This window comes from Enterobacter sp. BIDMC 30 (assembly GCF_000534355.1).
In the GTDB taxonomy this organism is placed as follows: Bacteria; Pseudomonadota; Gammaproteobacteria; order Enterobacterales; family Enterobacteriaceae; genus Enterobacter; species Enterobacter ludwigii.
Genome location: NZ_KI973169.1, coordinates 885,044 through 910,155 on the forward strand (window position 1 = coordinate 885,044; position 25,112 = coordinate 910,155).

General features: G+C 55.4%; 25 protein-coding genes. 9 read left to right on the top strand and 16 right to left on the bottom strand.

Features of this window, described 5'->3' with window-relative positions:
- Positions 1-11 precede the first annotated feature (11 nt).
- From tdcD to L466_RS17955, 5 genes are all read left to right on the top strand, one after another.
- A complete protein-coding gene (tdcD, locus tag L466_RS17975; RefSeq protein ID WP_032680219.1) occupies positions 12-1,220 on the top strand; it encodes a propionate kinase in 1,209 nt (402 codons plus the stop codon).
- Positions 1,221-1,235: 15 nt separating this feature from the next.
- A complete protein-coding gene (gene pflB, locus L466_RS17970) occupies positions 1,236-3,530 on the top strand; it encodes a formate C-acetyltransferase (RefSeq protein ID WP_032680220.1) in 2,295 nt (764 codons plus the stop codon).
- Between the two features lie 151 nt (positions 3,531-3,681).
- Positions 3,682-4,092 (top strand): Spy/CpxP family protein refolding chaperone, encoded by a 411-nt coding sequence (locus L466_RS17965; RefSeq protein ID WP_014171738.1) that lies wholly within the window; start codon positions 3,682-3,684, stop codon positions 4,090-4,092.
- 262 nt (positions 4,093-4,354) lie between these two features.
- Positions 4,355-5,686: an SLC5/6 family protein gene (locus tag L466_RS17960; protein ID WP_025202948.1), complete on the top strand. Its 1,332-nt coding sequence runs from the start codon at positions 4,355-4,357 to the stop codon at positions 5,684-5,686.
- A 20-nt stretch (positions 5,687-5,706) separates the two neighbouring features.
- Positions 5,707-7,008, top strand: a complete 1,302-nt coding sequence (locus L466_RS17955; protein ID WP_020883571.1) for an L-cysteine desulfidase family protein — start codon at positions 5,707-5,709, stop codon at positions 7,006-7,008.
- Positions 7,009-7,050: 42 nt separating this feature from the next.
- Here L466_RS17955 and L466_RS17950 read toward each other — a convergent pair whose 3' ends face one another.
- Positions 7,051-7,752, bottom strand: a complete 702-nt coding sequence (locus L466_RS17950; protein ID WP_020883572.1) for a pirin family protein — start codon at positions 7,750-7,752, stop codon at positions 7,051-7,053.
- Positions 7,753-7,855: 103 nt separating this feature from the next.
- Between L466_RS17950 and L466_RS17945 the strand changes: the two genes are divergently transcribed.
- Positions 7,856-8,758 carry a LysR family transcriptional regulator gene (locus L466_RS17945; RefSeq protein ID WP_014171734.1) on the top strand — a complete coding sequence of 301 codons (903 nt, stop codon included), beginning with the start codon at positions 7,856-7,858 and terminating at the stop codon, positions 8,756-8,758.
- 40 nt (positions 8,759-8,798) lie between these two features.
- Here the strand turns inward: L466_RS17945 and L466_RS17940 are convergent, their stop codons facing one another.
- The 11 genes from L466_RS17940 to L466_RS17890 form a co-directional block, all read right to left on the bottom strand.
- Positions 8,799-9,164, bottom strand: a complete 366-nt coding sequence (locus tag L466_RS17940; RefSeq protein ID WP_014171733.1) for a DUF805 domain-containing protein — start codon at positions 9,162-9,164, stop codon at positions 8,799-8,801.
- 106 nt (positions 9,165-9,270) lie between these two features.
- On the bottom strand, positions 9,271-10,257 hold the full coding sequence (locus L466_RS17935; protein ID WP_020883573.1) for a glutathione S-transferase family protein: 987 nt from the start codon (positions 10,255-10,257) through the stop codon (positions 9,271-9,273).
- A gap of 72 nt (positions 10,258-10,329) precedes the next feature.
- Positions 10,330-10,722, bottom strand: coding sequence for a DoxX family protein (locus tag L466_RS17930; RefSeq protein WP_006178691.1), 393 nt, complete (start codon positions 10,720-10,722; stop codon positions 10,330-10,332).
- 209 nt (positions 10,723-10,931) lie between these two features.
- Positions 10,932-11,228, bottom strand: a complete 297-nt coding sequence (locus tag L466_RS17925; protein ID WP_020883574.1) for a YqjK-like family protein — start codon at positions 11,226-11,228, stop codon at positions 10,932-10,934.
- Entirely contained in the window at positions 11,225-11,623 is a 399-nt protein-coding gene (locus L466_RS17920) for a phage holin family protein (protein ID WP_013098867.1), read from the bottom strand. Before L466_RS17920 ends, L466_RS17925 begins: the two co-directional genes overlap by 4 nt.
- 1 nt (position 11,624) lies before the next feature.
- Positions 11,625-11,930 carry an ElaB/YgaM/YqjD family protein gene (locus L466_RS17915; RefSeq protein ID WP_003862645.1) on the bottom strand — a complete coding sequence of 102 codons (306 nt, stop codon included), beginning with the start codon at positions 11,928-11,930 and terminating at the stop codon, positions 11,625-11,627.
- A 29-nt stretch (positions 11,931-11,959) separates the two neighbouring features.
- Positions 11,960-12,328 (bottom strand): DUF1090 domain-containing protein, encoded by a 369-nt coding sequence (locus L466_RS17910; RefSeq protein WP_014171729.1) that lies wholly within the window; start codon positions 12,326-12,328, stop codon positions 11,960-11,962.
- Positions 12,329-12,471: 143 nt separating this feature from the next.
- On the bottom strand, positions 12,472-12,855 hold the full coding sequence (mzrA, locus tag L466_RS17905) for an EnvZ/OmpR regulon moderator MzrA (RefSeq protein ID WP_020883575.1): 384 nt from the start codon (positions 12,853-12,855) through the stop codon (positions 12,472-12,474).
- 2 nt (positions 12,856-12,857) lie between these two features.
- Positions 12,858-13,520: a DedA family general envelope maintenance protein YqjA gene (yqjA, locus tag L466_RS17900; RefSeq protein WP_014171727.1), complete on the bottom strand. Its 663-nt coding sequence runs from the start codon at positions 13,518-13,520 to the stop codon at positions 12,858-12,860.
- A 344-nt stretch (positions 13,521-13,864) separates the two neighbouring features.
- Positions 13,865-14,641: a transcriptional regulator ExuR gene (gene exuR, locus L466_RS17895; protein WP_014171726.1), complete on the bottom strand. Its 777-nt coding sequence runs from the start codon at positions 14,639-14,641 to the stop codon at positions 13,865-13,867.
- Positions 14,642-14,758: 117 nt separating this feature from the next.
- Positions 14,759-16,057: an MFS transporter gene (locus L466_RS17890; protein ID WP_014171725.1), complete on the bottom strand. Its 1,299-nt coding sequence runs from the start codon at positions 16,055-16,057 to the stop codon at positions 14,759-14,761.
- Positions 16,058-16,530: 473 nt separating this feature from the next.
- Between L466_RS17890 and uxaC the strand changes: the two genes are divergently transcribed.
- Complete coding sequence (gene uxaC, locus L466_RS17885; RefSeq protein WP_032680221.1) at positions 16,531-17,943, top strand: glucuronate isomerase; 1,413 nt, start codon at positions 16,531-16,533, stop codon at positions 17,941-17,943.
- Between the two features lie 17 nt (positions 17,944-17,960).
- A complete protein-coding gene (locus tag L466_RS17880) occupies positions 17,961-19,448 on the top strand; it encodes a UxaA family hydrolase (RefSeq protein ID WP_014171723.1) in 1,488 nt (495 codons plus the stop codon).
- 102 nt (positions 19,449-19,550) lie between these two features.
- Here the strand turns inward: L466_RS17880 and sstT are convergent, their stop codons facing one another.
- The 4 genes from sstT to L466_RS17860 all read right to left on the bottom strand — a co-directional run bounded on the left by sstT (position 19,551) and on the right by L466_RS17860 (position 23,832).
- Positions 19,551-20,792 carry a serine/threonine transporter SstT gene (gene sstT / locus L466_RS17875; RefSeq protein WP_014171722.1) on the bottom strand — a complete coding sequence of 414 codons (1,242 nt, stop codon included), beginning with the start codon at positions 20,790-20,792 and terminating at the stop codon, positions 19,551-19,553.
- Between the two features lie 235 nt (positions 20,793-21,027).
- Positions 21,028-21,996 carry a TerC family protein gene (locus L466_RS17870; RefSeq protein ID WP_025202952.1) on the bottom strand — a complete coding sequence of 323 codons (969 nt, stop codon included), beginning with the start codon at positions 21,994-21,996 and terminating at the stop codon, positions 21,028-21,030.
- A 263-nt stretch (positions 21,997-22,259) separates the two neighbouring features.
- A complete protein-coding gene (locus tag L466_RS17865; RefSeq protein WP_014171720.1) occupies positions 22,260-23,258 on the bottom strand; it encodes a Gfo/Idh/MocA family protein in 999 nt (332 codons plus the stop codon).
- Positions 23,259-23,328: 70 nt separating this feature from the next.
- Entirely contained in the window at positions 23,329-23,832 is a 504-nt protein-coding gene (locus L466_RS17860; protein ID WP_025202954.1) for a YgjP-like metallopeptidase domain-containing protein, read from the bottom strand.
- Between the two features lie 85 nt (positions 23,833-23,917).
- Here L466_RS17860 and rlmG point away from each other — a divergent pair, with 85 nt between their 5' ends.
- Entirely contained in the window at positions 23,918-25,054 is a 1,137-nt protein-coding gene (rlmG, locus tag L466_RS17855) for a 23S rRNA (guanine(1835)-N(2))-methyltransferase RlmG (RefSeq protein WP_014171718.1), read from the top strand.
- The last annotated feature ends 58 nt before the right edge of the window (positions 25,055-25,112 follow it).

The following is a 25,112-nucleotide window of genomic DNA, read 5'->3' on the forward strand; positions in this document are numbered from 1 at the left end:
GGAGTAACACCATGATTGAGTTTCCGGTTGTATTGGTTATTAACTGCGGATCGTCCTCTGTTAAGTTTTCAGTACTCGATGCCAGCAGCTGTGATGCCCTGATGACGGGCATTGCAGACGGGATTAACACTGAAAAAGCCTTTATTTCCGTGAACGGGGGTGAGCCAGCCAGACTGGCTCACCATGACTACGAAGGGGCGCTGGCAGCCATCGCCCTGGAGCTGGAGAAGCGTGACCTGATGAGCAGCGTGGCCCTGATTGGCCATCGTATTGCGCACGGCGGCGACCTCTTCAGCGAGTCGACCCTTATCACGGAACAGGTTATTGAGCAGATCCGTCAGGTTTCCTCGCTGGCGCCGCTGCATAATTACGCCAACTTAAGCGGCGTCGAGGCAGCCGAACGCCTGTTTCCGGGCATACAGCAGGTGGCGGTGTTTGACACCAGCTTCCACCAGACGCTGGCCCCGCAGGCCTATCTGTACGGGCTGCCGTACCGCTATTTTGAAGAGCTTGGCGTGCGGCGCTATGGCTTCCACGGGACGTCCCACCGCTACGTTGCCGGGCAGGCGCGTGCCTTGCTCGGGATTTCGCCTGAGGACAGCGGGCTGGTGATTGCCCATCTCGGCAACGGGGCATCCATCTGCGCGGTACGCAATGGTGAGAGCGTGGATACCTCCATGGGCATGACGCCGCTGGAAGGGCTGATCATGGGGACCCGCTGTGGCGACGTTGATTTCGGTGCCATGGCCTGGATAGCCCAACAGACCGGACAGTCATTTGAGGATCTGGAACGCGTCGTCAATAAAGAGTCCGGCCTGCTGGGGATCTCGGGAATATCCTCCGATCTGCGAGCCCTCGAAAAGGCCTGGCATGAGGGACATCAGCGGGCACAGCTGGCGATCCAGACCTTTGTTCACCGTATCGCACGGCATATTGCCGGGCACGCGGCATCGTTACACCGCCTGGACGGTGTGGTGTTCACCGGCGGGATTGGTGAGAACTCCAGACTGATCCGCACGCTGGTGGCGGAACACCTGGCCGTCTTTGGCATCACCCTCGATGAAGCCAAAAATGCCCTGCCGGGCAGCGCAGGTGAGCGTGTGATCACTACCGATTCGTCCCGCGTGGCCTGCGCGGTGATCCCAACCAACGAAGAAAAAATGATCGCGCTGGATGCCCTCCGTCTTGGGAAGGTCACTCCGGCTGCGGCTTATGCCTGACAGAGCGAGAAATTCATGAAAGTAGCAATCGATACGCGCGTTGCCCCTTACAGCGACGCATGGGCCGGGTTTCGCGGTGAAGAATGGAAAGACACCGTCAACGTGCGCGATTTTATTCAGCATAACTATACCCCTTATGAAGGCGACGAAACTTTCCTCGCGCAGGCGACGCCAGCAACGACGGCGCTCTGGGAGAAGGTAATGGTGGGCATTCGTCAGGAGAATGCCACCCATGCGCCGGTGGATTTTGACACCAACATTGCCACCACCATCACGGCCCACGGACCTGGCTATATTGACCAGCAGCTGGAGACGATCGTCGGCCTGCAAACCGATAAGCCGCTCAAACGTGCGCTGCATCCGTACGGCGGGATCAATATGATCCGCAGTTCATTCGAAGCCTATGGCCGCGAGATGGATCCGCAGTTCGAATATCTTTTTACCGAACTCCGCAAAACCCATAATCAGGGTGTCTTTGACGTTTACTCCCCCGAGATGATGCGCTGCCGTAAATCAGGCGTGCTGACCGGGCTACCGGACGGCTACGGACGCGGGCGCATCATCGGCGATTACCGTCGCGTGGCGCTGTACGGCATCCGCTATCTGGTGCACGAGCGTGAGCGCCAGTTCGCGGATCTGCAGGGCAAACTCGAGCGGGGTGAAGATCTGGAGGCGACGATCCGCCTGCGTGAAGATCTGGCGGAACACAAACGCGCACTGCTGCAGATCCAGCAGATGGCAGCGAACTATGGCTTCGATATTTCTCGCCCGGCGATGAATGCGCAGGAAGCGGTACAGTGGGTTTACTTTGCCTACCTGGCCGCAGTGAAATCCCAGAACGGCGGGGCGATGTCGCTGGGTCGCACGGCCTCGTTCCTGGATATTTATCTCGAACGCGATATGCAGGCGGGTCGCCTGAGTGAGATCCAGGCGCAGGAACTGATCGATCATTTCATCATGAAGATCCGCATGGTGCGCTTCCTGCGTACTCCGGAGTTCGACACGCTCTTCTCCGGCGATCCTGTCTGGGCCACCGAAGTGATTGGCGGAATGGGGCTGGATGGTCGCACGCTGGTCACCAAAAACAGCTTCCGTTACCTGCATACCCTGCACACGATGGGACCTGCACCGGAGCCAAACCTGACGATCCTGTGGTCCGAACAACTGCCCGTCGCATTCAAGAAATACGCTGCACAGATGTCGATCGACACCTCGTCGCTGCAGTATGAGAACGACGACCTGATGCGCGTGGATTTCAACAGCGACGACTACGCCATTGCCTGCTGCGTCAGCCCGATGGTGATCGGCAAGCAAATGCAGTTCTTTGGCGCCCGCGCTAACCTGGCGAAAACGCTGCTGTATGCGATCAACGGCGGGGTGGATGAGAAGCTGAAGATCCAGGTCGGGCCGAAAACCGCGCCGCTGCTGGATGAGGTGCTGGATTACGACACCGTGATGGCGAGTCTGGATCACTTTATGGACTGGCTGGCGGTGCAGTACATTAGCGCGCTGAATCTCATTCATTACATGCACGATAAGTACAGCTACGAAGCCTCGCTGATGGCGCTGCACGACCGGGACGTTTACCGCACCATGGCCTGCGGTATCGCCGGGCTGTCGGTGGCGGCGGACTCGCTGTCCGCCATCAAATATGCCACGGTAAAACCCGTACGCGACCATACCGGCCTGGCGGTCGATTTTGTGATTGAAGGGGACTACCCGCAGTACGGTAACAATGATGACCGCGTGGACAGCATTGCCTGTGACCTGGTGGAACGCTTTATGAAGAAAATTCAGGCGCTGCCGACCTACCGCAACGCGGTGCCGACCCAGTCGATCCTGACCATTACGTCGAATGTGGTCTACGGCCAGAAAACCGGCAATACGCCGGACGGACGCCGCGGCGGTACGCCATTCGCACCGGGCGCGAACCCGATGCACGGACGAGACAGGAAAGGGGCGGTGGCCTCGTTAACCTCCGTCGCTAAGCTGCCGTTCACCTATGCGAAAGACGGGATCTCTTACACCTTCTCCATCGTGCCTCAGGCGCTGGGCAAGGATGAGAGGGTGCGCAAAACCAACCTTGTCGGGCTGCTGGACGGGTATTTCCACCACGAAGCGGCCATTGAGGGGGGACAGCACCTCAACGTTAACGTCATGAACCGGGAGATGCTGATGGAGGCGATTGAGCACCCGGAGAACTATCCCAACCTGACCATTCGTGTCTCAGGGTATGCGGTGCGCTTTAATGCGCTGACGCGCGAGCAGCAGCAGGACGTGATCTCAAGGACGTTTACCCAGGCACTGTGATCGTCGTCTGAAACAGGCCCCCTTTGGTTAAGGGGGCTTTTTTGTCCGCGGAACATACAAAAATGTTTATATAATTACTCACACATCTTCATCCGCTTCTGAAAAACAATGCGCCTGCTTTTCCCCTGAAACAGTATGTAAGGACAGTAAGATGATGAAAATGACCCGTATCACCCTGGTTGCTGCCTCGCTGGTGGCGTGCAGTTTTGCCGCACAGGCCGCTGACGTTGAAGCTGCCCCCTCTCCGGCGCAGGATCCGCTGGTGCAACACCTCAAGCTGAGCAACGATCAGATTAAGAAGATCGACGCGCTGCATCAGACGCTGGAACAAAATGTCAGCAAGATCCCGATGACCGGCGTGAAAGACGGTGCGCTGATCGAGATGTTCCAGACCGGGAAATGGGATGAAAGCACGGTGAAAAACCAGCTTGCCGCATTCAGTAAAATTGAAGAGCAGACCCGCTATTACCGCGTCAAATACTACTTTGATGTCAGCCAGGTTCTGACAGCGGAGCAGCGTAAACAGGTGAAAACCGATATGGCGAACGCGCTGGCTAACTGATGACACACCCGCGCATGTCGCGGGTTTTTTATTTCTTGATCGGCATCACTTTTAGAAAAACCCATCGATTATTTATCATCTCAGAGTATTTATTTCTCTCGCTTGCGAAAAGCCTTATAAATATTGTGACTTTTTTCTCCCGCTCTCCACGTATGATTTGTCCATTCCAATAACACACACCTGCAGCAGTCTGGCTCATTATCGCTGGTGGTCAGAATCCCATAAAAACAACTGGTTACCCTACAAAATAAGCGAGTGCCTTATGGATACGGCAACAAACAGCAGTGTGATTGTGAACGATTCACCCGCGGCGAAGCGGGCAGGGATGAGTGAAAGCGAGTGGCAGGAGGCCATTAAATTCGACAGCACCGATACGGGCTGGGTCATCATGAGTATCGGAATGGCTATCGGCGCGGGGATTGTTTTTCTCCCGGTACAGGTGGGGCTGATGGGACTGTGGGTGTTTCTGCTTTCGTCAGTGATTGGCTATCCGGCCATGTACCTGTTTCAGCGGCTGTTTATTAACACGCTGGCAGAATCGCCGGAGTGCAAAGATTATCCAAGCGTCATCAGCGGCTACCTCGGTAAGAACTGGGGTATCTTATTAGGTGCGCTCTATTTCGTGATGCTGGTTATCTGGATGTTCGTCTACTCCACCGCCATCACCAACGACAGCGCTTCCTATTTACACACCTTCGGCGTGACGGAGGGGCTGCTCTCTGAAAATCCGTTCTACGGTCTGTTCCTGATCTGCATCCTGGTGGCGATCTCCTCCCGTGGCGAGAAACTGCTGTTTAAAGTCTCCAGCCTGATGGTGCTGACCAAGTTATTTGTGGTGGCGGCGCTCGGGTTGTCGATGATTGGCCTCTGGCATTTAGCCAACGTGGGCATGCTGCCACCCGTGGGGCTACTCATTAAAAACGCGATTATCACGTTGCCGTTTACCTTAACGTCGATTCTGTTTATTCAGACATTAAGCCCGATGGTGATCTCCTATCGTTCACGCGAAAAATCGGTTGAAGTGGCGCGCCATAAAGCGCTGCGGGCGATGAATATCGCCTTCGCGATCCTCTTCGTGACGGTCTTTTTCTACGCGGTCTCGTTCACCCTGGCAATGGGGCATGATGAGGCGGTCAAAGCCTACGAACAGAATATTTCCGCACTGGCAATTGCCGCGCAGTTTATCAGTGGCGACGGTGCCGGCTGGGTCAAAATTGTCAGCGTTATCCTGAATATTTTTGCCGTCATGACCGCGTTCTTCGGCGTGTACCTGGGCTTTCGTGAAGCGACGCAGGGCATTGTAATGAACATTCTGCGCCGCAAAATGCCGGCAGAGAAAATCAACGAAAACACCGTACAGCGCGGCATCATGCTGTTTGCCATTCTGCTGGCATGGAGCGCGATTGTGTTAAACGCGCCGGTACTGAGCTTCACCTCTATTTGCAGCCCCATCTTCGGCATGGTGGGGTGTTTGATTCCGGCGTGGCTGGTCTACAAAGTGCCGGCGCTGCACAAATATAAAGGCGTGTCGCTGGTGATCATTATCATCACCGGTCTGCTGCTGTGTGTTTCTCCTTTCCTCGCGTTTTCTTAAGGGCAAACAAGGTCGTAACGATGTCAGAGCAAACTCAATCTTTATGGAATCAATTTATTCGGGCGGTGCAGGAGGAAGTTAAACCTGCACTGGGGTGTACCGAGCCGATCTCTCTGGCGCTGGCTTGTGCGATGGCCGCGGAGCTTCTGCCGGGTGACGTCACACAGATTGAGGCGTGGGTTTCACCGAATCTGATGAAAAATGGCCTTGGCGTGACGGTACCTGGCACCGGGATGGTTGGGTTGCCGATTGCGGCGGCACTGGGGGCCATTGGCGGCAACGCGCACGCCGGGCTGGAGGTACTGAAAGATGCCACTGCTGATGCGCTGGTGCGTGCCAAAGCGCTGCTGGACGCCGGACAGGTGCAGGTCAAGCTGCAGGAGCCGTGCGATGACATCCTCTACTCCCGCGCCTGCGTTCACGCCGGACAGGCCTCGGCGATGGTGACCATCGCCGGTGGGCATACGCGGGTGGTGGAGATTGTCTGTCAGGGCGAAACCCGCTTTACGCTTGATTCTCAACCCGATGAGAGGAACGACGATCCGCTGGCGGTACTTTCAAACGCCACGCTATCGCAGATCCTTGAGTTTGTGGAGCAGGTGCCGTTTGACGCGATCCGCTTTATCCTGGCTGCCGGACAATTAAATGATGCGCTCTCCCGTGAAGGTTTAAGCGGAAAATGGGGGCTGCATATTGGCGCGACGCTCAATAAGCAGCGCGCTCGCGGATGGATAGCGCAGGACCTGGGCTCGGATATTGTCATTCGCACCAGCGCGGCCTCGGACGCCCGAATGGGCGGTGCGACGCTGCCGGCAATGAGCAATTCCGGATCGGGCAACCAGGGGATCACGGCCACCATGCCGGTTGTGGTGGTGGCGGAACATGTCCAGGCGGATGATGAACGCCTTGCCCGGGCGCTGATGCTTTCACACCTTTCGGCTATTTATATCCACGCCCAGCTTCCGCGCCTGTCGGCGCTGTGTGCGGCTACCACGGCGGCGATGGGGGCGGCGGCAGGCATGGCCTGGCTGATGGGCGGAAGCTATCAGACGCTCTCAATGGCAATCAGCAGCATGATTGGCGATGTCAGCGGGATGATCTGCGATGGCGCGTCCAACAGTTGTGCCATGAAGGTCTCAACCAGCGTCGGCAGTGCCTGGAAAGCGGTGATGATGGCGCTGGATGATTCGGCTGTAACGGGCAATGAAGGGATTGTGGCGCACGATGTGGAGCAGTCGATCGCGAACCTGTGTTCGCTGGCGTGCCGCGCCATGCAGGCGACGGACCGGCAGATTATTGAGATTATGGCACGTAAGGTGTAACGGTTTCCTCTCTCCCCGCCGGGGAGAGAGGATCATCGGGTGTTAAACCGGTAAATCAATTAACAGCGCGCGCAGTGGCGAATCAGCAACCAGCGTGATATTCGCTTCGTCACGAATAAACGCCCCGTCACCGCAGGTGAGCGCTTCTTTCTCTTCCGTATGCGTCACCGCATGCACCGTACCGTGAATCGATTGCAGATAGGCGCGCGGACCATGAAGCTGGAAGCTCGCCTGTTCCCCTTTCTTCAGTTCGATATGGTGCAGCCACACCTGCTGGCGCAACTGCAGGCTGCCTTGACTGCCGTCCGGGGAGGCCATCAACTGCTGCCTGTCGCCCGTCAAATCTAACTTCTGTACCAGCGGGTTTTCCCGCTCAGGGCAGGCATCCAGCCACAGCTGCATACGGGTCAGCGTTTTATCTTTGCTGAGGTTATGCTCGCTGTAACTGATGCCCGGCTGCGTGGAGATTAATAATGCTTCGCCGGCCTTCGCCTGGACATGATTGCCCTCGCTGTCGCGGTATTCTGCTTCGCCTTCCAGGATCAGGTTCAGGATATCGACTTTCGGGTACGTACGCGGCTGGAAGGACGCGCCTGGGGCGAGCACTTCCTGATTCAATACGCGCAATGAAGCGTAACCGAGCAGTTTAGGGTCAAAGTAGTGTCCAAAGGAAAAGGTGTAGCGGGCCTGCAGCCAACCGAAATCGGCTTGTCCGCACTGTTTAGCTGTTCTTGTCGTAATCATAAACTTGACCTCTCTTTACACTAAACAATGGTAAAGGTATGGACGCTTCATTGTTAGCCAGATATTCTGCCCGGTATGTTCAAATTTCCTGAATGAGAACGAGATGGCTAAAGAGAGAGCATTGACGCTTGAGGCGCTTCGCGTCATGGACGCAATTGACCGGCGTGGCAGTTTTGCCGCGGCGGCAGATGAACTGGGGCGCGTTCCGTCTGCGCTCAGCTATACCATGCAGAAGCTGGAGGAAGAGCTGGACGTGGTGCTCTTTGACCGCTCCGGTCATCGAACAAAATTCACTAACGTCGGACGGATGCTGCTGGAGCGTGGTCGCGTCCTGCTGGAAGCGGCGGACAAGCTGACGACGGACGCCGAAGCGCTGGCGCGCGGCTGGGAAACCCATCTGACGCTGGTGACGGAAGCGCTGGTGCCCACCGAGGCGCTGTTCCCGCTGGTGAACCGGCTGGCCGACAAAGCAAACACCCAGTTATCTATCATCACCGAGGTGCTGGCCGGGGCCTGGGAGCGACTGGAGACGGGCAGGGCGGATATCGTCATTGCCCCGGATATGCACTTCCGTTCCTCATCTGAAATCAACTCCCGCAAGCTCTACAGCGTGATGAACGTCTATGTCGCCGCACCGGATCACCCGATTCACCAGGAGCCGGAGCCGCTCTCGGAAGTGACGCGGGTGAAATACCGCGGGGTCGCGGTCGCAGACACAGCCCGCGAGCGTCCGGTGTTAACGGTGCAGTTGCTGGATAAACAACCGCGTCTGACCGTCACGTCGCTTGAAGACAAACGTCAGGCGTTGCTGGCAGGCCTGGGTGTGGCAACGATGCCGTATCCGTTTGTCGAAAAAGATATTGCAGAAGGGCGGCTACGCGTGGTCAGCCCGGAGTACACCAGCGAAGTGGACATCATTATGGCGTGGCGGCGCGACAGCATGGGTGAGGCCAAATCGTGGTGCCTGCGCGAAATACCCAAGCTCTTTGCCCATCACAACAAATAAAAAATCGAGCCCGGTACGCGAAACGCCACCGGGCTTTGTTTTATGCGTTGAGTTTTGGATCGGGCCCGAAGCGGTTTTCGCCCGGCGTGCCGGCCTGACAGTTGAAGACCAGAATGACCAGCCAGCCCACAATCGGGATCAGCAGCAGCAGTAACCACCAGGCTGAACGATCGGTATCGTGTAGCCGTCGGAACAGTACGGCCCATGAGGGAAGCAGGACCAGCAGGCCGTAAATCGTGGTGAGAACACCTTCACCGCCGGCTCGTTCCCAGCCGAGAATTTTATCGATAATGCCCAGCACCATGATGAGGATGAAGTTCACCAGAACGAACATCCAATACTCTTTACGGCGAGCGCGGCCACCAAATCCAATGTAGTTGCGCAGTACTTTTAAATACCAGTCCATTTTCCTTGCCTCATTAGTCAGTCAATCACTTGTTTTTTAAGCGATCGAGGTAAGGATAGATGGAGATTGTGAATTAAAAAAGGGCATCAATTGATGCCCTTGATATTTATCCGAAACGCACGTCGCGACCGTGCGGTTCATCCAGGTCTTGCCACGGGCCCACCGAGATAATACCCGTCGGGTTGATGGTCTTATGGCTGCGGAAATAGTGGGTGCGGATATGGTTGAAATCGACCGTTTCAGCAATGCCCGGCATCTGATAAATATCGCGCAGGAAACCGTACAGGTTCAGGTAATCGCTGATGCGGTGTTTATCACACTTGAAGTGGGTGACATAAACAGGATCAAAGCGAACCAGCGTTGTCCACAGACGAATGTCTGCTTCCGTCAGGCGGTCGCCCGTCAGGTAGCGATGCTGGCCGAGGATCTGCTCAAGACGCTCCAGCGATTCAAACACTTTTCCCACCGCGTCGTCATACGCTTCCTGGCTGGTGGCAAAGCCGGCCTTGTAGACACCGTTATTCACGTTGTCGTAAATCCAGCTGTTCAGCTCATCAATCTTATCGCGCAGCTCGACCGGATAGTAATCCCCGGCGCGGGCCCCGTGGGCATCAAACGCGGTGTTGAACATGCGGATGATCTCTGCGGATTCATTGCTGACAATGGTCTGGTTTTTCTTGTCCCACAGCACGGGTACGGTCACGCGTCCGGTGTAGTGCGGATCGGCGCGCAGATAGAGCTGGTAGAGAAAATCGTGGTGGTAGAGGTCATCACCGGTGGCGGCCGGGAAATCACTGTCAAACGTCCAGCCGTTTTCCAGCATCAGGGGGTTGACCACCGAAACCGGAATTAAGGATTCGAGTCCTTTCAGCTTGCGCACAATCAGCGTGCGGTGCGCCCACGGGCAGGCCAGAGAAACATAGAGATGATAACGGTCTTTCTCAGCCGCAAAGCCGCCTTCGCCGCTTGGGCCCGGTGCGCCATCGGCGGTTAGCCAGTTACGGAAGGCCGAAACAGAGCGCTTGAAGCGTCCCCCGGTGGATTTGGTGTCATACCAGACATCCTGCCAGACGCCGTCTACGAGTTGTCCCATTTTTTACTCCTCCGTCAATAAGCAAAAGCGAGGAGATATCTCCTCGCTTTGTGTTCATTCAGTATAGCGTGCTTACCACTTCTTATTCAGAACGCGGTCGATGCTGTATGCGCCTGGGCCAGTGATGGCCAGCAGCAGGAAGCCACCCGCGATGGTCAGGTTTTTCATGAACATCAGGGAGTTCACGCCTTCCGCAAAGTTGCTGTGGAAGATGAACGCCGTCAGCAGGGTGAAGCCTGCGGTAAACAGTGCCGTGGTGCGGGTCAGGAAGCCGAACAGTACCGCCAGGCCGCCGCCGAACTCAAGGAGAATAGTCAGTGGCAGCAGGAACCCGGGAACACCCATGGCTTCCATGTATTGCTGCGTGCCCGCATAACCGGTGATTTTGCCCCAGCCTGCGGTGATAAACAGAACCGGCATCAGAATACGCGCTACCAGAACACCAACATCTTCTAATTTTTTCATTTTACTCTCCAGGAAACCACATCAGCGGCTGAACTTTATTTGTGTGCAAATTCGGGTAGATACCGCGTCTTTGCTGTCGATGGAGAGGAGTGTAAACGGGGCAGATGGGAATTGTTAGCAAGGAAAACTGTCAATCTTCTTCAAAGATATTGAGTAACGGGGAAGGGGGAAAGTGTGCCGGGTAAGCGAAACGCTACCCGGCATAAGAACTAACGCAGCTGTTGTTGACGAATCGTCGCTTTCACCAGACGCCAGGCGCTCCAGGCACCAAAGCCGCGGCGGGCCCAGCGGATCAGCATATTTGGATGACGAACCGTCCAGATAGCCATCACGCTGCTTCCGACCAGCGCCCATGAGCGCAGGCTCAGGAAGGTATTCCAGCCCCGGTCAAAACGACGCGTCGCGTCAACCCAGTCGCGACGACTGGCAGACAAATCCAGCCGTTGCTGCTGGATCTGACTGAGCAGGAATGCTTTTCGCTTCTGACGTTCGGCTTTATCGCTCACGGCTTGTCATCCTCCAGCAGGGCGCGATCGTTGGCCAGTTCCTGGCGCGTATGGCGCAGGAAAGTGGATTTGCGTGCTTTACGCATCGTCCATATGCCGCCAATCAATGCCGCAACCAGCAGAACAACGGTGGTGGCAATCATCGCGTTGAGTCGATATTGCGGGTCAATGGCCCAGATGATTAACACCATCAGGCTCATCAGACCAAACGCGGCGAAGAGCATGGTAAGCCCGAGCATCAGCAGCATCTGGAAAAGGTTCGCTTTCTCCTCTTCCAGTTCAACCACTGCCAGTCGGACGCGCGTTTCGGCAATCCCGACCAGCGTCGTCAGAATACGCTGGCCGATGCCGAGGACGTTATTAGCAGGCCCTTGTGCGTGACGAGGATCTTCCATATTAACGACGCGTCAGGAGGACACCCAGTACCACACCTACCGCGGCACCAATCCCTACACCCGTCCACGGATTATCGCGAACATATTCGTCCGCGCGAGCTGCCGCTTCTCGGGTCTGTTTCGCCAGTGCATCACCGGTTTCACCCAGGCGATAACGGCTCTCTTTCAGCGCCTGCTCAGCTTTGCTGCGCAATTTGCTGACCTCTTCTTTTGACTTATCTGCAGAGGAGTTCAGCACCTCTTCCAGGGTATCGGCCAGGGATTTCAGTTCAGCGCGCAGATTTTCAGACGTCGTATCTTTTGACATGATTCTCTCCTGTTGAGATTTCCGTTAACTCAATAATCGCGAGCTTCCAGCGCTTTCAGGTCGTCCTGCGCTTCTTTCAACTTCTTCTCGCGCTTAGCAATTTTTTCCGCATCCCCTTTCTCTTTCGCTTCCTGCAGGTCGTGACGGCGCTCGGCTATCTCGTCCTTCTGTTCAGCGATTTTTTTCTGGTGATCGGCACGTAGCTTGCTATCAGAACAGTTCGCTTTCACTTCGCTCAGCGCTTTTTTGAGACCCTCAACACGATGCTGATTGTTATGCTTTTCGGCATAACTGATCTCACGCTGAATATCCTGTTCTTTCTCCTGACAGAGAGAGTTGGCGAAGGACGCTGTGCTTAAAGAAAAAAGGGCCAGAGCCAGAGTAATGCGGAATTTCATTATCGAAACCTTCCATTGTGTTGCGGCGTGAGCCGCTATCCAGAGTCAAGCGGAGTACATACATGGGGTGCTCCGCGTACTTAAGCATAGTAAGTAAACGGGGGATTCACCAAAGTGAGTGAAAAGATTCGGAATCCTGGTAATTATCCAAATCTATGCGACGAATCGCGAATCAGTGACAGCCAGGCTGCAGGCTGGTTGTCATCTTCCTGCTGGGCAATGATATAACCGTGCGGCAGCGTACGGTCGAGCACCACTTTCGCGGCGGCACTCTGCGCGCGGGAATCAAACTTAATCAGTAAAACATCGTCCTGCGGGGTGATGCTCTTAAAGCGGATGCCGTTGGCATCAAGATGATGCCACACCGAAAAACCGTCAGGCACGCTGACACCCTGACTCACCGGACGAATGGCCAGCGTCGATTCCTGATGCGAAAGCGTCGTCCAGGCCAGGAACATGAGGCTGAGCAACCCCAGGGCAATCATGGCCACGGCAAAACGGCGCACGGCAAGCGGTGAGATAACCATCGTTAACCTCTGGCCCCGTATTTCTTCTTCCACAGCACCACCAGCGAACCGACCAGACCAAAGACCAGCAGAACCACCGGTAACAGCATCAGGCAGGACATGAGCTGATCTTCATATTTCATGAAGACCGGCGTTTTGCCCAGCGCATAGCCCAGCGTGGTCAGGATCAGAACCCACAGCAGGCCGCTCATCCAGTTGAAGAACTGGAAACGGGTGCTGCTTAATCCGGAAAGACCCGCAATAGTAGGCAGCAGGGTGCGTACAAAGGCGATGAAGCGGCCAATCAGGAGCGCGGAAAGCCCGTGCTTATGGAAAAGATGGTGCGCCCGCTGGTGATAATGCGCAGGAAGGTGGGAGAGCCAGTTCTGCACCAGACGCGTATTGCCCAGCCATCGTCCCTGGATATAGCTCACCCAGCAGCCAAGGCTGGCGGCGATGGTCAGTAATAAAATGGTTTGCGGAAAGGCCATTGCCCCTTTGGCACACAGCACGCCGACGAGCACCAGTAAGCTGTCGCCAGGTAAAAAGGCGGCAGGCAGTAAACCGTTCTCAAGGAACAGAATCATAAATAAGACGAAGTAGAGCATGCCAATCATGGAAGGGTTGGCCAGCGTTTCAAAATCCTGCGCCCAGAGGGCATGCAGTAGTTGGGTCAAAAGTTCCATTCAGTGTTCCTGGAAATCGGTTAACGTCACGCCTGTTATCCGGGACAAACAGCACGGCGACATTGTTGTGATTTCATTATGGTCGCTCGCGGACACATTGAGGTGTGGCCAACACTGTTCCCTGTTAATTGGCTGGTTAGCAAGCACTAACTTACAAAATAACGAATTGAATCCAATTGTAACAAAGCCCAAGGTTCTGCGTCACAGAATTTGCAGGGGTGTGATGATTTTGGCGTAAGCCATGGAGGGGAGCGAGGGGATTTACAAAGGCTGACACTATATATGTTTTGCTTACCCACCTCTGCCAGAAGGCGCAGCGAAGCGCCTGCCAGCGAAAAGGTAAACTATTTTGCCGCACTGGCTGCCGTATCGAGATGAACGACAGGATTATCGGCAAAAAGATAGCGGTCAGCGTTAAATTCGAAGTCATCGCTGGTTTCATTGAACAGCATCTGCTTGGTGTTTTCCAGGTGCTGCCACATGGCCAGTTTTGCCGCATGGGGATCTTTGCGAATCAGCGCTTTAAGGATCTGATCGTGATCGTCGCACCAGTTATCCACGGTGCGGGAATCGATGTGATCGTGCAGTTTTTTCCAGTACGGGTTGTGAACGCGCTGAGTCCACATTTTTTCCACGATTGCCGCCAGCGCCGTGTTTTGCGTTGCCAGCGCGACCTGAACGTGGAACTGCAGGTCCCACTCTGAATCACGGAAACATTTTTCCTTGCGCGCGTTTTCCTGGATTTCCATCAGCTTCATGATGTCCTGCTTGGTCACCTGGGTCGCTGCAAATTCCGCAATATTGCTTTCGATAAGCTGGCGCGCCTGGAGCAGTTCAAACGGACCGTAGCTGGCGAATTCGAGACTTTCGTCGGCGACCGGGGAGTGTTTCGGCTGATTAGAAATCACGTGAATGCCGGAGCCTTTGCGAACTTCAACGTAGCCTTCCACTTCCAGCATGATAATCGCTTCACGCACCACGGTGCGGCTTACGCTTTTTTCATCAGCGATAAAGCGCTCAGCGGGGAGTTTATCACCGACAAGGTAGACACCTTGCTCGATGCGATCTTTCAGCTCGGCAGCAAGTTGTTGATATAAACGACGTGGTTCGGTGATTTCCATATGCGCTCCAGGCAGGGTACGGCGGATTATTTGTTATACCACTTTTGCGTGCCAGTCTCCAGATTTTGCCATGAAAAAAGCCGCCCGGAGGCGGCTTCTGTGACATCAGGAGGGGCGCTAACTTTGCGTTGCCGGTCCCCCCAGGGACTCTTTTAGCACCTCTTCTGCCGACTTACTTTTCAGCACCGTCCAGATAACCACTGCACCCATCAGGTCGAAGATAGCCAGTACGGCAAACAGCGGGCTGAAGCCGATGGTGTCCGCCAGTGCACCGACCACCAGAGCAAACAGGGTGCTCGCCGTCCAGGCAGCCATACCGGTCAGGCCGTTAGCGGTGGCCACTTCGTTACGCCCGAAGACGTCAGAAGAGAGTGTAATCAGCGCACCGGACAGTGACTGGTGAGCAAAACCACCGACGCACAGCAGGGCGATTGCCACATACGGGCTGGTGAAGAGGCCGATCATGCCCGGGCCAATCATCAGCACTGCGCCCATCGTCACGACCATTTTACGGGAAACGATCAGGTTCACGCCAAACCAGCGCTGGAACAGCGGTGGCAGATAACCGCCCACGATACAGCCCAGATCGGCAAACAGCATTGGCATCCACGCGAACATCGCAATCTCTTTCAGGTTAAAGCCGTAGACCTTAAACATGAACAGCGGGATCCAGGCGTTGAAGGTCCCCCAGGCGGGTTCGGCGAGGAAGCGCGGCAGGGCGATCCCCCAGAACTGACGGGTACCCAGAATCTGCCAGACCGTCATTTTTTTGCCGTTGTTGGTCTGATGCTGAGCTTCCTGACCCCCAATGATGTATTCGCGTTCGTCTTCAGACAGTTTTTTCTGATCGCGCGGGTGTTTATAGAAAATCAGCCACGCCATGGCCCACGCAAAGCTCAGTACACCAGAGATAATGAACGCCATCTGCCAGCTGTGCATCACGATAGCCCACACCACCAGCGGTGGTGCAATCATCGCACCGATGGAAGAACCGACGTTGAAATAGCCGACGGCAATAGAACGCTCTTTCGCCGGGAACCACTCAGAGCTGGCTTTCAGCCCGGCCGGGATCATTGCCGCTTCCGCCGCACCTACCGCACCACGTGCCAGCGCCAGACCGCCCCAGCTGCCTGCCAGCGCTGTGGCGCCGCAGAAAATAGCCCAGGCGATGGCGAAGAAGGCGTAGCCGATTTTGGTCCCGAGAATATCCAGAACATAGCCTGCAACAGGCTGCATGATGGTGTAAGCCGCGGAATAAGCAGCAATGATGTAGGAATATTGCTGAGTGGAGATATGCAGCTCTTCCATCAACGTCGGGGCTGCGGCTGCCACGGTGTTACGTGTCAGGTAGCCCAGCACGGTGCCTAACGTCACCAGTGCGATCATATACCAACGTAACCCTTTAATTTTACGCATCTAAAACCTCATCGTTATGTTAATTCCGTGCCTTGCACGGCAACCTCTCGACCGTGTCCGGGAGCGGTTGTGTAACGGGAGGGGCTTAACCGGGAGATGTCCCGGAACGGCCCGAACCTTGCCATAAGTAAGCGTGCATAAGTCGGTATCCGTACCGTTAAAACCGATGTTTTCACACCGGGAATGCATTCCGTCGGCTTAGTGTTTGCGACGGCGAAAAGATAACTTGTCATACAACTTTAAAAGGTGAGTGACATCACAAATGCATGATTATTTGTAGGGACATTATGTGTTACGGATAAAGCCAGTTCTGGCGCGGCCTGGCGAAGGGTTTACCTCATTTGAGGTAATTAATTTGTCTGCGTTTATTGATCTAACTCACGAAAAAATGTTCTGTCTCTGGAAATTGGTGTGATAACTTTGCAGCATCTGAGCATAAGCTTTCTGACGCTCTCGTTACGAGGAAGACGATAATGACACCGTTTATGACCGAAGATTTTCTGTTAGATACCGAATTTGCTCGCCGCCTGTACCACGACTACGCCAAAGACCAGCCAATTTTCGACTACCACTGCCATTTACCGCCGCAGCAGGTTGCCGAAAATTACCGTTTCAAAAACCTGTATGACATCTGGCTGAAAGGTGACCACTACAAATGGCGTGCGATGCGCACCAACGGCGTGGCGGAGCGCCTGTGTACCGGTGATGCAAGCGACCGCGAGAAGTTTGACGCCTGGGCGGCGACCGTTCCGCACACCATCGGCAACCCGTTATATCACTGGACGCACCTTGAGCTGCGCCGTCCGTTCGGCATCACCGGAAAGCTGCTCTCCCCGGCTACCGCCGATGAAATCTGGGATCGGTGCAATGAATTACTGGCACAGGATACCTTCTCCGCCCGCGGTATCATGAAGCAGATGAACGTGAAGATGGTGGGGACCACTGACGATCCGATTGACTCCCTGGAACATCACGCGGTGGTCGCCCGCGATACCTCGTTTGATATTAAAGTGCTGCCAAGCTGGCGTCCGGATAAAGCCTTTAATATCGAACAGGCGACGTTCAATGATTACATGGCGAAGCTGGCGGAAGTGTCTGACACCGACATTCGTCGTTTTGCAGACCTGCAGAGCGCGCTGACCAAACGTCTGGACCACTTCGCGGCACATGGCTGTAAAGTCTCTGACCACGCGCTGGATGTGGTGATGTTTGCGGAATCAAATGAAGCTGAGCTTGATAGCATTCTGGCACGTCGCCTGTCCGGTGAATCCCTGAGCGAGCACGAAGTGGCACAGTTCAAAACGGCGGTGCTGGTCTTCCTCGGTGCGGAATATGCTCGTCGCGGTTGGGTGCAGCAATACCACATTGGTGCCCTGCGCAATAACAACCAGCGTCAGTTTAAACTGCTGGGCGCGGACGTGGGCTTCGACTCCATCAACGATCGCCCGCTTGCGGAAGAGCTCTCTAAGCTGCTGAGCAAACAGAACGAGCAAAATCTGCTGCCAAAAACCATCCTCTACTGCCTGAACCCGCGCGATAACGAAGTGGTGGGTACCATGATCGGTAACTTCCAGGGTGAAGGTATGCCAGGCAAGATGCAGTTCGGTTCCGGCTGGTGGTTCAATGACCAGAAAGACGGGATGGAGCGTCAAATGACGCAGCTGGCACAGCTGGGTCTGTTAAGCCGCTTTGTGGGCATGCTGACCGACAGCCGTAGCTTCCTTTCTTACACGCGCCACGAATATTTCCGCCGCATTCTGTGCCAGATGATTGGCCGCTGGGTGACCGCGGGTGAGGCCCCTGCCGATATTCAGCTGCTGGGCGAAATGGTGAGAAACATCTGCTTTAACAATGCGCGCGACTACTTCGCCATTGAACTGAACTAAGGCCGTTTGAGGTTGATATGCAATACATCAAAATCCATTCGCTGGATAACGTTGCCGTCGCGCTGGCGGATCTGGCCGAAGGTGAAGTTGTCACCGTTGATAACCAGACGGTAACCCTGCGTCAGGCGGTGACTCGCGGGCATAAGTTTGCCGTGAAGCCGATCGCCCAAGGAGACAACGTTGTTAAATACGGTCTCCCGATTGGTCATGCGCTGGCGGATATTGCGCCGGGTGAGCATATTCATTCCCACAACACCCGCACCAATCTGAGCGATCTGGACGAGTACAGCTATCAACCTGATTTAGCGGCGGAAGAAGCGCAGGCGGCGGATCGCGAGGTACAGATCTACCGCCGGGCGAACGGTGAGGTGGGGATCCGCAACGAGCTGTGGATCCTTCCCACCGTCGGCTGCGTGAATGGGATCGCGCGTCAAATCCAGACGCGTTTCCTGAAAGAGACCCACGACGCCGAAGGTACGGACGGTGTGCACCTGTTCAGCCACACCTACGGCTGTTCTCAGCTTGGCGACGACCACATCAACACCCGCACCATGCTGCAAAACATGGTCCGCCACCCGAACGCGGGCGCGGTGCTGGTGATTGGCCTGGGCTGCGAGAACAATCAGGTGGATGCGTTTCGCGACACGCTGGGTGAGTTTGACCCCGAGCGCGTGCACTTTATGGTGTGTCAGCACCAGGATGATGAAGTGGAAGCGGGCATTGAGCACCTTCACCAGCTGTATGAGGTGATGCGTCACGACAGGCGTGAGCCGGGCAAGCTGAGCGAGCTGAAGTTCGGCCTGGAGTGCGGCGGGTCTGATGGCCTGTCCGGGATCACCGCGAACCCGATGCTGGGCCGCTTTTCAGACTATGTGATCGCCAACGGCGGTACGACGGTGCTGACAGAAGTGCCGGAAATGTTCGGCGCTGAACGTATTCTGATGAGCCACTGTCGCGACGAAGAGACGTTTGAGAAGACCGTCACGATGGTGAACGACTTCAAACAGTACTTTATCGCCCACAACCAGCCGATTTATGAAAACCCGTCTCCGGGTAACAAAGCGGGCGGGATCACCACGCTTGAAGAGAAGTCTCTCGGTTGCACGCAAAAAGCGGGTGCCAGCCCGGTAGTTGATGTTCTGCGCTACGGTGAACGTCTGAAAACGCACGGTCTGAATTTGCTCAGCGCACCGGGTAACGATGCGGTTGCGACCAGCGCGCTGGCCGGCGCCGGCTGTCACATGGTGCTGTTCAGCACCGGGCGCGGGACACCGTACGGTGGCTTTGTGCCGACGGTCAAAATCGCGACCAACAGCGAGCTGGCAGCGAAGAAAAAACACTGGATCGACTTTGATGCAGGCCAGTTAATCCACGGCAAAGGGATGCCGCAGTTGCTGACGGAATTCGTGGATACCATTGTGGAGTTTGCCAACGGCAGACAGACCTGTAACGAGAAGAATGACTTCCGCGAACTGGCGATCTTCAAGAGTGGCGTGACGCTGTAAGTGTGGTGCGGGTGATGCCCTCACCCCTGTGGAGAGGGTCAAATACTAAAACGGCAACCTTCGGTTGCCGTTTTGCTTTACGTTTTGTCACCGGGCTTTTGTTTACCCGCGTAACGCGTTCTTCGCTAAACGCGCGTCTTCCGCCTGGCATGCCGCTGCGGTGAACAGCACGTCCGTTGAGGAGTTCAGCGCGGTTTCGCAGGAGTCCTGCAATACACCGATGATAAAGCCGACGGCCACTACCTGCATGGCAATCTCATTCGGGATACCGAACATATTGCACGCCAGTGGGATCAGCAGCAGCGAACCACCCGCCACACCCGATGCACCACACGCACACAGCGACGCCACCACGCTCAGCAACAGCGCCGTGGGCAGATCGACCGGAATGCCCAGCGTATGCACAGCCGCCAGCGTCAGCACGGTAATGGTAATTGCCGCACCCGCCATATTCACGGTCGCACCCAGCGGGATGGAAACCGAGTAGGTGTCGCGATCCAGATTCAGCTTCTCCGCCAGCGCCATGTTAACCGGAATGTTTGCCGCAGAGCTGCGGGTGAAGAACGCATACACACCGCTCTCGCGCAGGCAGGTTAACACCAGCGGATACGGGTTACGGCGGATCTGCCAGAACACCAGCAGCGGGTTAATTACCAGCGCAACCAGCAGCATGCAACCAATCAGTACCACCAGCAACTGCGCATAGCCCAGCAGTGCGCCAAAGCCGGTGGTCGCCAGCGTGGAAGAGACCAGACCGAAGATCCCGATTGGCGCAAAGCGAATCACAATTTTGACCATAAAGGTCACGGCGTTCGACACGTCGTTGACCAGGTTTTTCGTTGTTTCGTTGCCGTGACGCAGGGCAAAACCAAGACCGATCGCCCAGACCAGGATGCCGATGTAGTTAGCGTTCATCAGTGCCGTAATCGGGTTAGAGACCATGCTCATCAGCAGGCCGCGCAGCACTTCCACAATACCGGATGGCGGGGTGATATCACCCGCAGCGCTGGTCAGGTGCAGCGAGGACGGGAACAGGAAGCTGAAAACGACGGCTGTTAAGGCTGCAGAGAAGGTGCCCAGCAGATACAGGAACAAGATAGGGCGAATGTTGGTTTTTTGTCCGTGTTGATGATTGGCAATTGACGCCATGACCAGCATCAGCACCAGCACCGGTGCGACGGCTTTCAGTGCGCCAACGAAAATGGTGCCAAGCAGCCCCGTCGCTTCCGCAGCCGGTTTTGACACCATTGCCAGCAGAATCCCCAGTACCAGCCCTACCAGAATTTGTTTAACGAGACTGCCTTGCGCCAGGCGCGCAAAGAGACCAGTTGATTGTGTGCTCATAAAAATTCCTAAGTGAAATTGCGTTCCATCCTTTATGTGCTCTAAGTCACATTTATGTCCGGATGTAAGAAAATGTTTGCCTGGTTGAGTATAGGGAAACCGGATGCGGAGGGAAGCGTAAAATGCTGCATTTTACGTGTTGCGTCATAGTTTTTAACTATTCATTTACAAAAGTGTGCTGGCCCTCTCCCTGGGGGGAAGAGGGCCAGCGTAAAGGCAGCAGGAAGGACCGTAATTACTCCACCTGTTGCTTCTTATCGTGCTGACGATTAACCCAGGTATTGATAAGCAACGTCACGATCAGAATGCCAAACACCACACCGAGCGAGATAGCGATAGGGATGTGGTAGAAATCGACAATCAGCATCTTGATACCGATAAACACCAGGATCACCGACAGACCATATTTCAGCATTGAGAAGCGCTCAGCCGCGCCTGCCAGCAGGAAGTACATGGCACGCAGACCGAGGATGGCGAACAGGTTAGATGTCAGCACAATGAACGGGTCAGTGGTGACCGCGAAGATAGCCGGAATGCTGTCTACCGCGAAAATCACATCGCTCAGCTCAACCAGAATCAGCACCAGCAGCAGCGGCGTGGCAAAAAGCAGGCCGTTCTTACGCACGAAGAAGTGCTCGCTCTCGATCTTGTCGGTCATGCGCAGATGACCACGGATCCACTTCACCAGCGGACGGTCGCCAATGGCGGAGCCATCTTCTTTTGCCAGCGCCATTTTGATCCCGGTGAACAGCAGGAATGCGCCGAAGACATACAGCAGCCATTCGAACTGCGTGATCAGCCAGCTTCCGGCGAAGATCATAATCGTACGCAGGATAATCGCGCCCAGCACGCCGTACACCAGCACGCGACGCTGCAGGGCCGCAGGCACGGCAAAGTAGCTGAACAGCATCAGCCAGACGAAGACGTTATCGACCGCCAGGGCTTTTTCGATCAGATAGCCGGTGAGGAACGCGAGCGCCTGAGGATCGGCAACCGCGCGGCCTTCCGTTGAGGCCAGGTACCACCAGAAGGCAGCACAGAAGAGCAGGGAGAGGGTGACCCACACCAGTGACCAGGCCGCAGCCTGTTTCATGGTCATGCCATGTGCGCCGCGACGCCCCTGCAAAAAGAGGTCGATCGCCAGCATGATGAGCACGACAACCGCGAATCCGCCCCACAACATGGGAGTGCCGACAGAATGCATACTATTTTCCTTACACATAAAAAACAAAAACGGCCATGGTCAGAAGACGATAGCCGTTAGCTTTTTATGCATAGACCTCGCCTTCCGGCAAGGTCTCACTTACAACCAAAAAGACGGGCTTTTTGGTTGCCCGGCGACCGGATGCGGTTTTGCACGCATCGTAATGACGATCCACCGGCAAGGAAGTTACTCCCCTTTGCAGGTAACAAAATATGTCAGACCAGTGATTTCGTCAATGGTCTGCACCGTTTCATTACACAGCTTTACGCGATAGCTTCTGCGCCCACGCCATCTGCAGGGAAAACCACGCCGGTTTGACGGCGGATCTCGGTTTGCAGTTTCGCCGTGGTGCGGCTGACCGCCAGCCCAGGGTGATTCACTTCGTTGTCTTCCACCAGACGGGCGAAGACCTCTGCCTCATAGAGCATAGTGTTAATATGCTGAGGCTGCGTCAGCTCCTGCGCTTTGCCGCCGCGTGGGACAATGCTCAGCTTCTGACACTCGGAAATCTTCTCGATAACCAGTGAGCCCGCTTCGCCCTGAATTTCGCTGGGCAGAACGGAATCGCTCACCTTGGAGTGCTGCAGCGTAACGCTGAAATCACCGTAATCCAGCACCACGATGCCGTGCGCATCCACACCGCTTTCCAGCAGGCTGGCCGTGGCGGTGACGCCGTGCGGCTCGCCCCACAGCGCAACGGCAGAGGCCAGACAGTAAAAACCGATGTCCATAATCGAGCCGTTAGAGAAGGCCGGGTTAAAGGTGTTCGGGTTTTCACCGTCCAGATAACGTTGATAGCGCGACGAGTACTGGCAGTAATTAATAAACGCTTTACGCACTTTGCCAATCTTCGGCAGAGACTGCTGTAACAGCAGGAAGTTTGGCAGGCTGGCGGTTTTGAACGCTTCGAACAGCACCACCTGATTGTCGCGGGCAAGCTGAATCGCGGCTTCCACTTCCTGAATGTTCGAGGCCAGCGGCTTCTCGCAAATCACATGTTTTTTATGGCTAAGAAACAGCGACGTTTGCGGAAAGTGCAGGGAGTTTGGGCTGGCGATGTAGACCGCGTCAATGGCGTCACTTTGCGCCATCTCATCGAGCGACGTGAACAGATGTTCAACCAGATAGTCGTTCGCGAAACTCTGCGCCTGCTCCAGGCTGCGGGAATAGACTGCGGTGAGCTTAAATTTGCCGGTTTCATGGGCGGCGTCGACGAACTGGCGGGTGATCCAGTTCGTGCCAATAACTGCGAAACGTATCATAAACGTTTACGTACTCCGTAGCAGGGAACCTTTAGCCACTGTAGCACGTGATTATTGCAAAACCAGTGCGCTACTGCGCATTACTCTTTAACGATAAATGCGTAAGCCATAAACGGGTATCGAACTCCAGCTGGTGGTACTGCGGCTCCATATGGCAGCACAGGGAGTAGAAGGCCTTGTCGTGCTCTTTTTCCTTCAGGTGTGCCAGCTCATGCACCACGATCATCCGCAAGAACGCTTCTGGCGCGTGACGAAACACGGTGGCAACGCGGATCTCCGCTTTCGCTTTGAGCTTGCCGCCCTGAACACGGGAAACGGCAGTGTGCAGGCCGAGCGCGTTTTTCAGCACATGGATCTTGTTGTCGTACATCACCTTATTGATGGGTGGCGCGCTCTTCAGATAGGTGTTTTTCAGATCCTGGGTATACTGCCAGAGCGCCTTATCGGTCGCGAAGTCATGCGTACCCGGATAGCGTTTTTCCAGCACCGCGCCCAGCTTTTGCTCGGCAATCAAGCTGCGAACCTGAGAAAGTAAGTTCTCCGGGTAGCCCTGGAGATAAGTTAGTTGGTTCATCAACGCCCCAATTTGACAATAAAACGGGTATACTCACGCACCCTTTTCAGGGATAACGCCGAAATTTTACCATTCAGGAGGGCCGATGAGCCACTTAGACAACGGTTTCCGTTCACTCAACCTTAAACGTTTCCCGGAAACGGACGACGTTAACCCGCTTCAGGCGTGGGAAGCGGCGGATGAATATCTGCTGCAACAGTTGGATGACACTGAAATCAGCGGCCCGGTTTTGATCCTGAATGACGCGTTTGGCGCGCTGGGCTGTGCTCTGGCTGAACACACGCCTTACAGCATCGGTGATTCCTACTTAAGCGAGCTGGCGACGCGGGAAAACCTGCGCCACAACGACATCGACGAATCCAGCGTTAAGTTCCTCGACAGTACCGCGGACTACCCGCAGGCGCCGGGCGTGGTGCTGATCAAAGTGCCGAAAACAATGGCGCTGCTGGAACAACAATTGCGCGCACTGCGCAACGTCGTTACCCCACAAACGCGTATTATCGCGGGGGCCAAGGCGCGTGATATCCATACCTCAACGCTGGAATTGTTCGAGAAAGTGCTCGGCCCAACCACCACGACGCTGGCCTGGAAAAAAGCGCGTCTCATTAACTGTACTTTCAGTGCCCCGGAACTGGCCGACGCGCCAGAAACCCTGAGCTGGACGCTGGAAGGCACTGACTGGACAATCCACAACCACGCGAACGTCTTCTCCCGCACCGGCCTTGATATCGGGGCGCGTTTCTTTATTGAAAATCTGCCGGATAACCTGGAAGGCGAAATCGTCGATCTGGGCTGCGGTAACGGTGTGATTGGCCTGACGCTGCTGGCGAAGAACCCTGACGCGAGCGTTGTATTTAGTGATGAGTCGCCGATGGCGGTGGCCTCCAGTCGTCTGAACGTTGAAACCAACATGCCGGACGCGCTGGATCGCTGCGAGTTTATGATTAACAACGCGCTGTCGGGCGTTGAGCCGTTCCGCTTTAATGCCGTGTTCTGTAATCCCCCGTTCCACCAGAAACACGCCCTGACGGATAACGTCGCCTGGGAGATGTTCCACCATGCACGCCGCTGCCTGAAAATTAACGGCGAGCTGTATATCGTGGCGAACCGTCACCTGGACTACTTCCACAAGCTGAAGAAAATCTTCGGTAACTGCACCACGGTTGCCACCAACAACAAGTTCGTGGTGCTGAAATCCGTCAAGCTGGGTCGCCGCCGCTAACGCGGGGCGCTGAGTTTACACCGGCCTGCCTCGCGTGCAGGCCCGGTGAGCGTTGCGT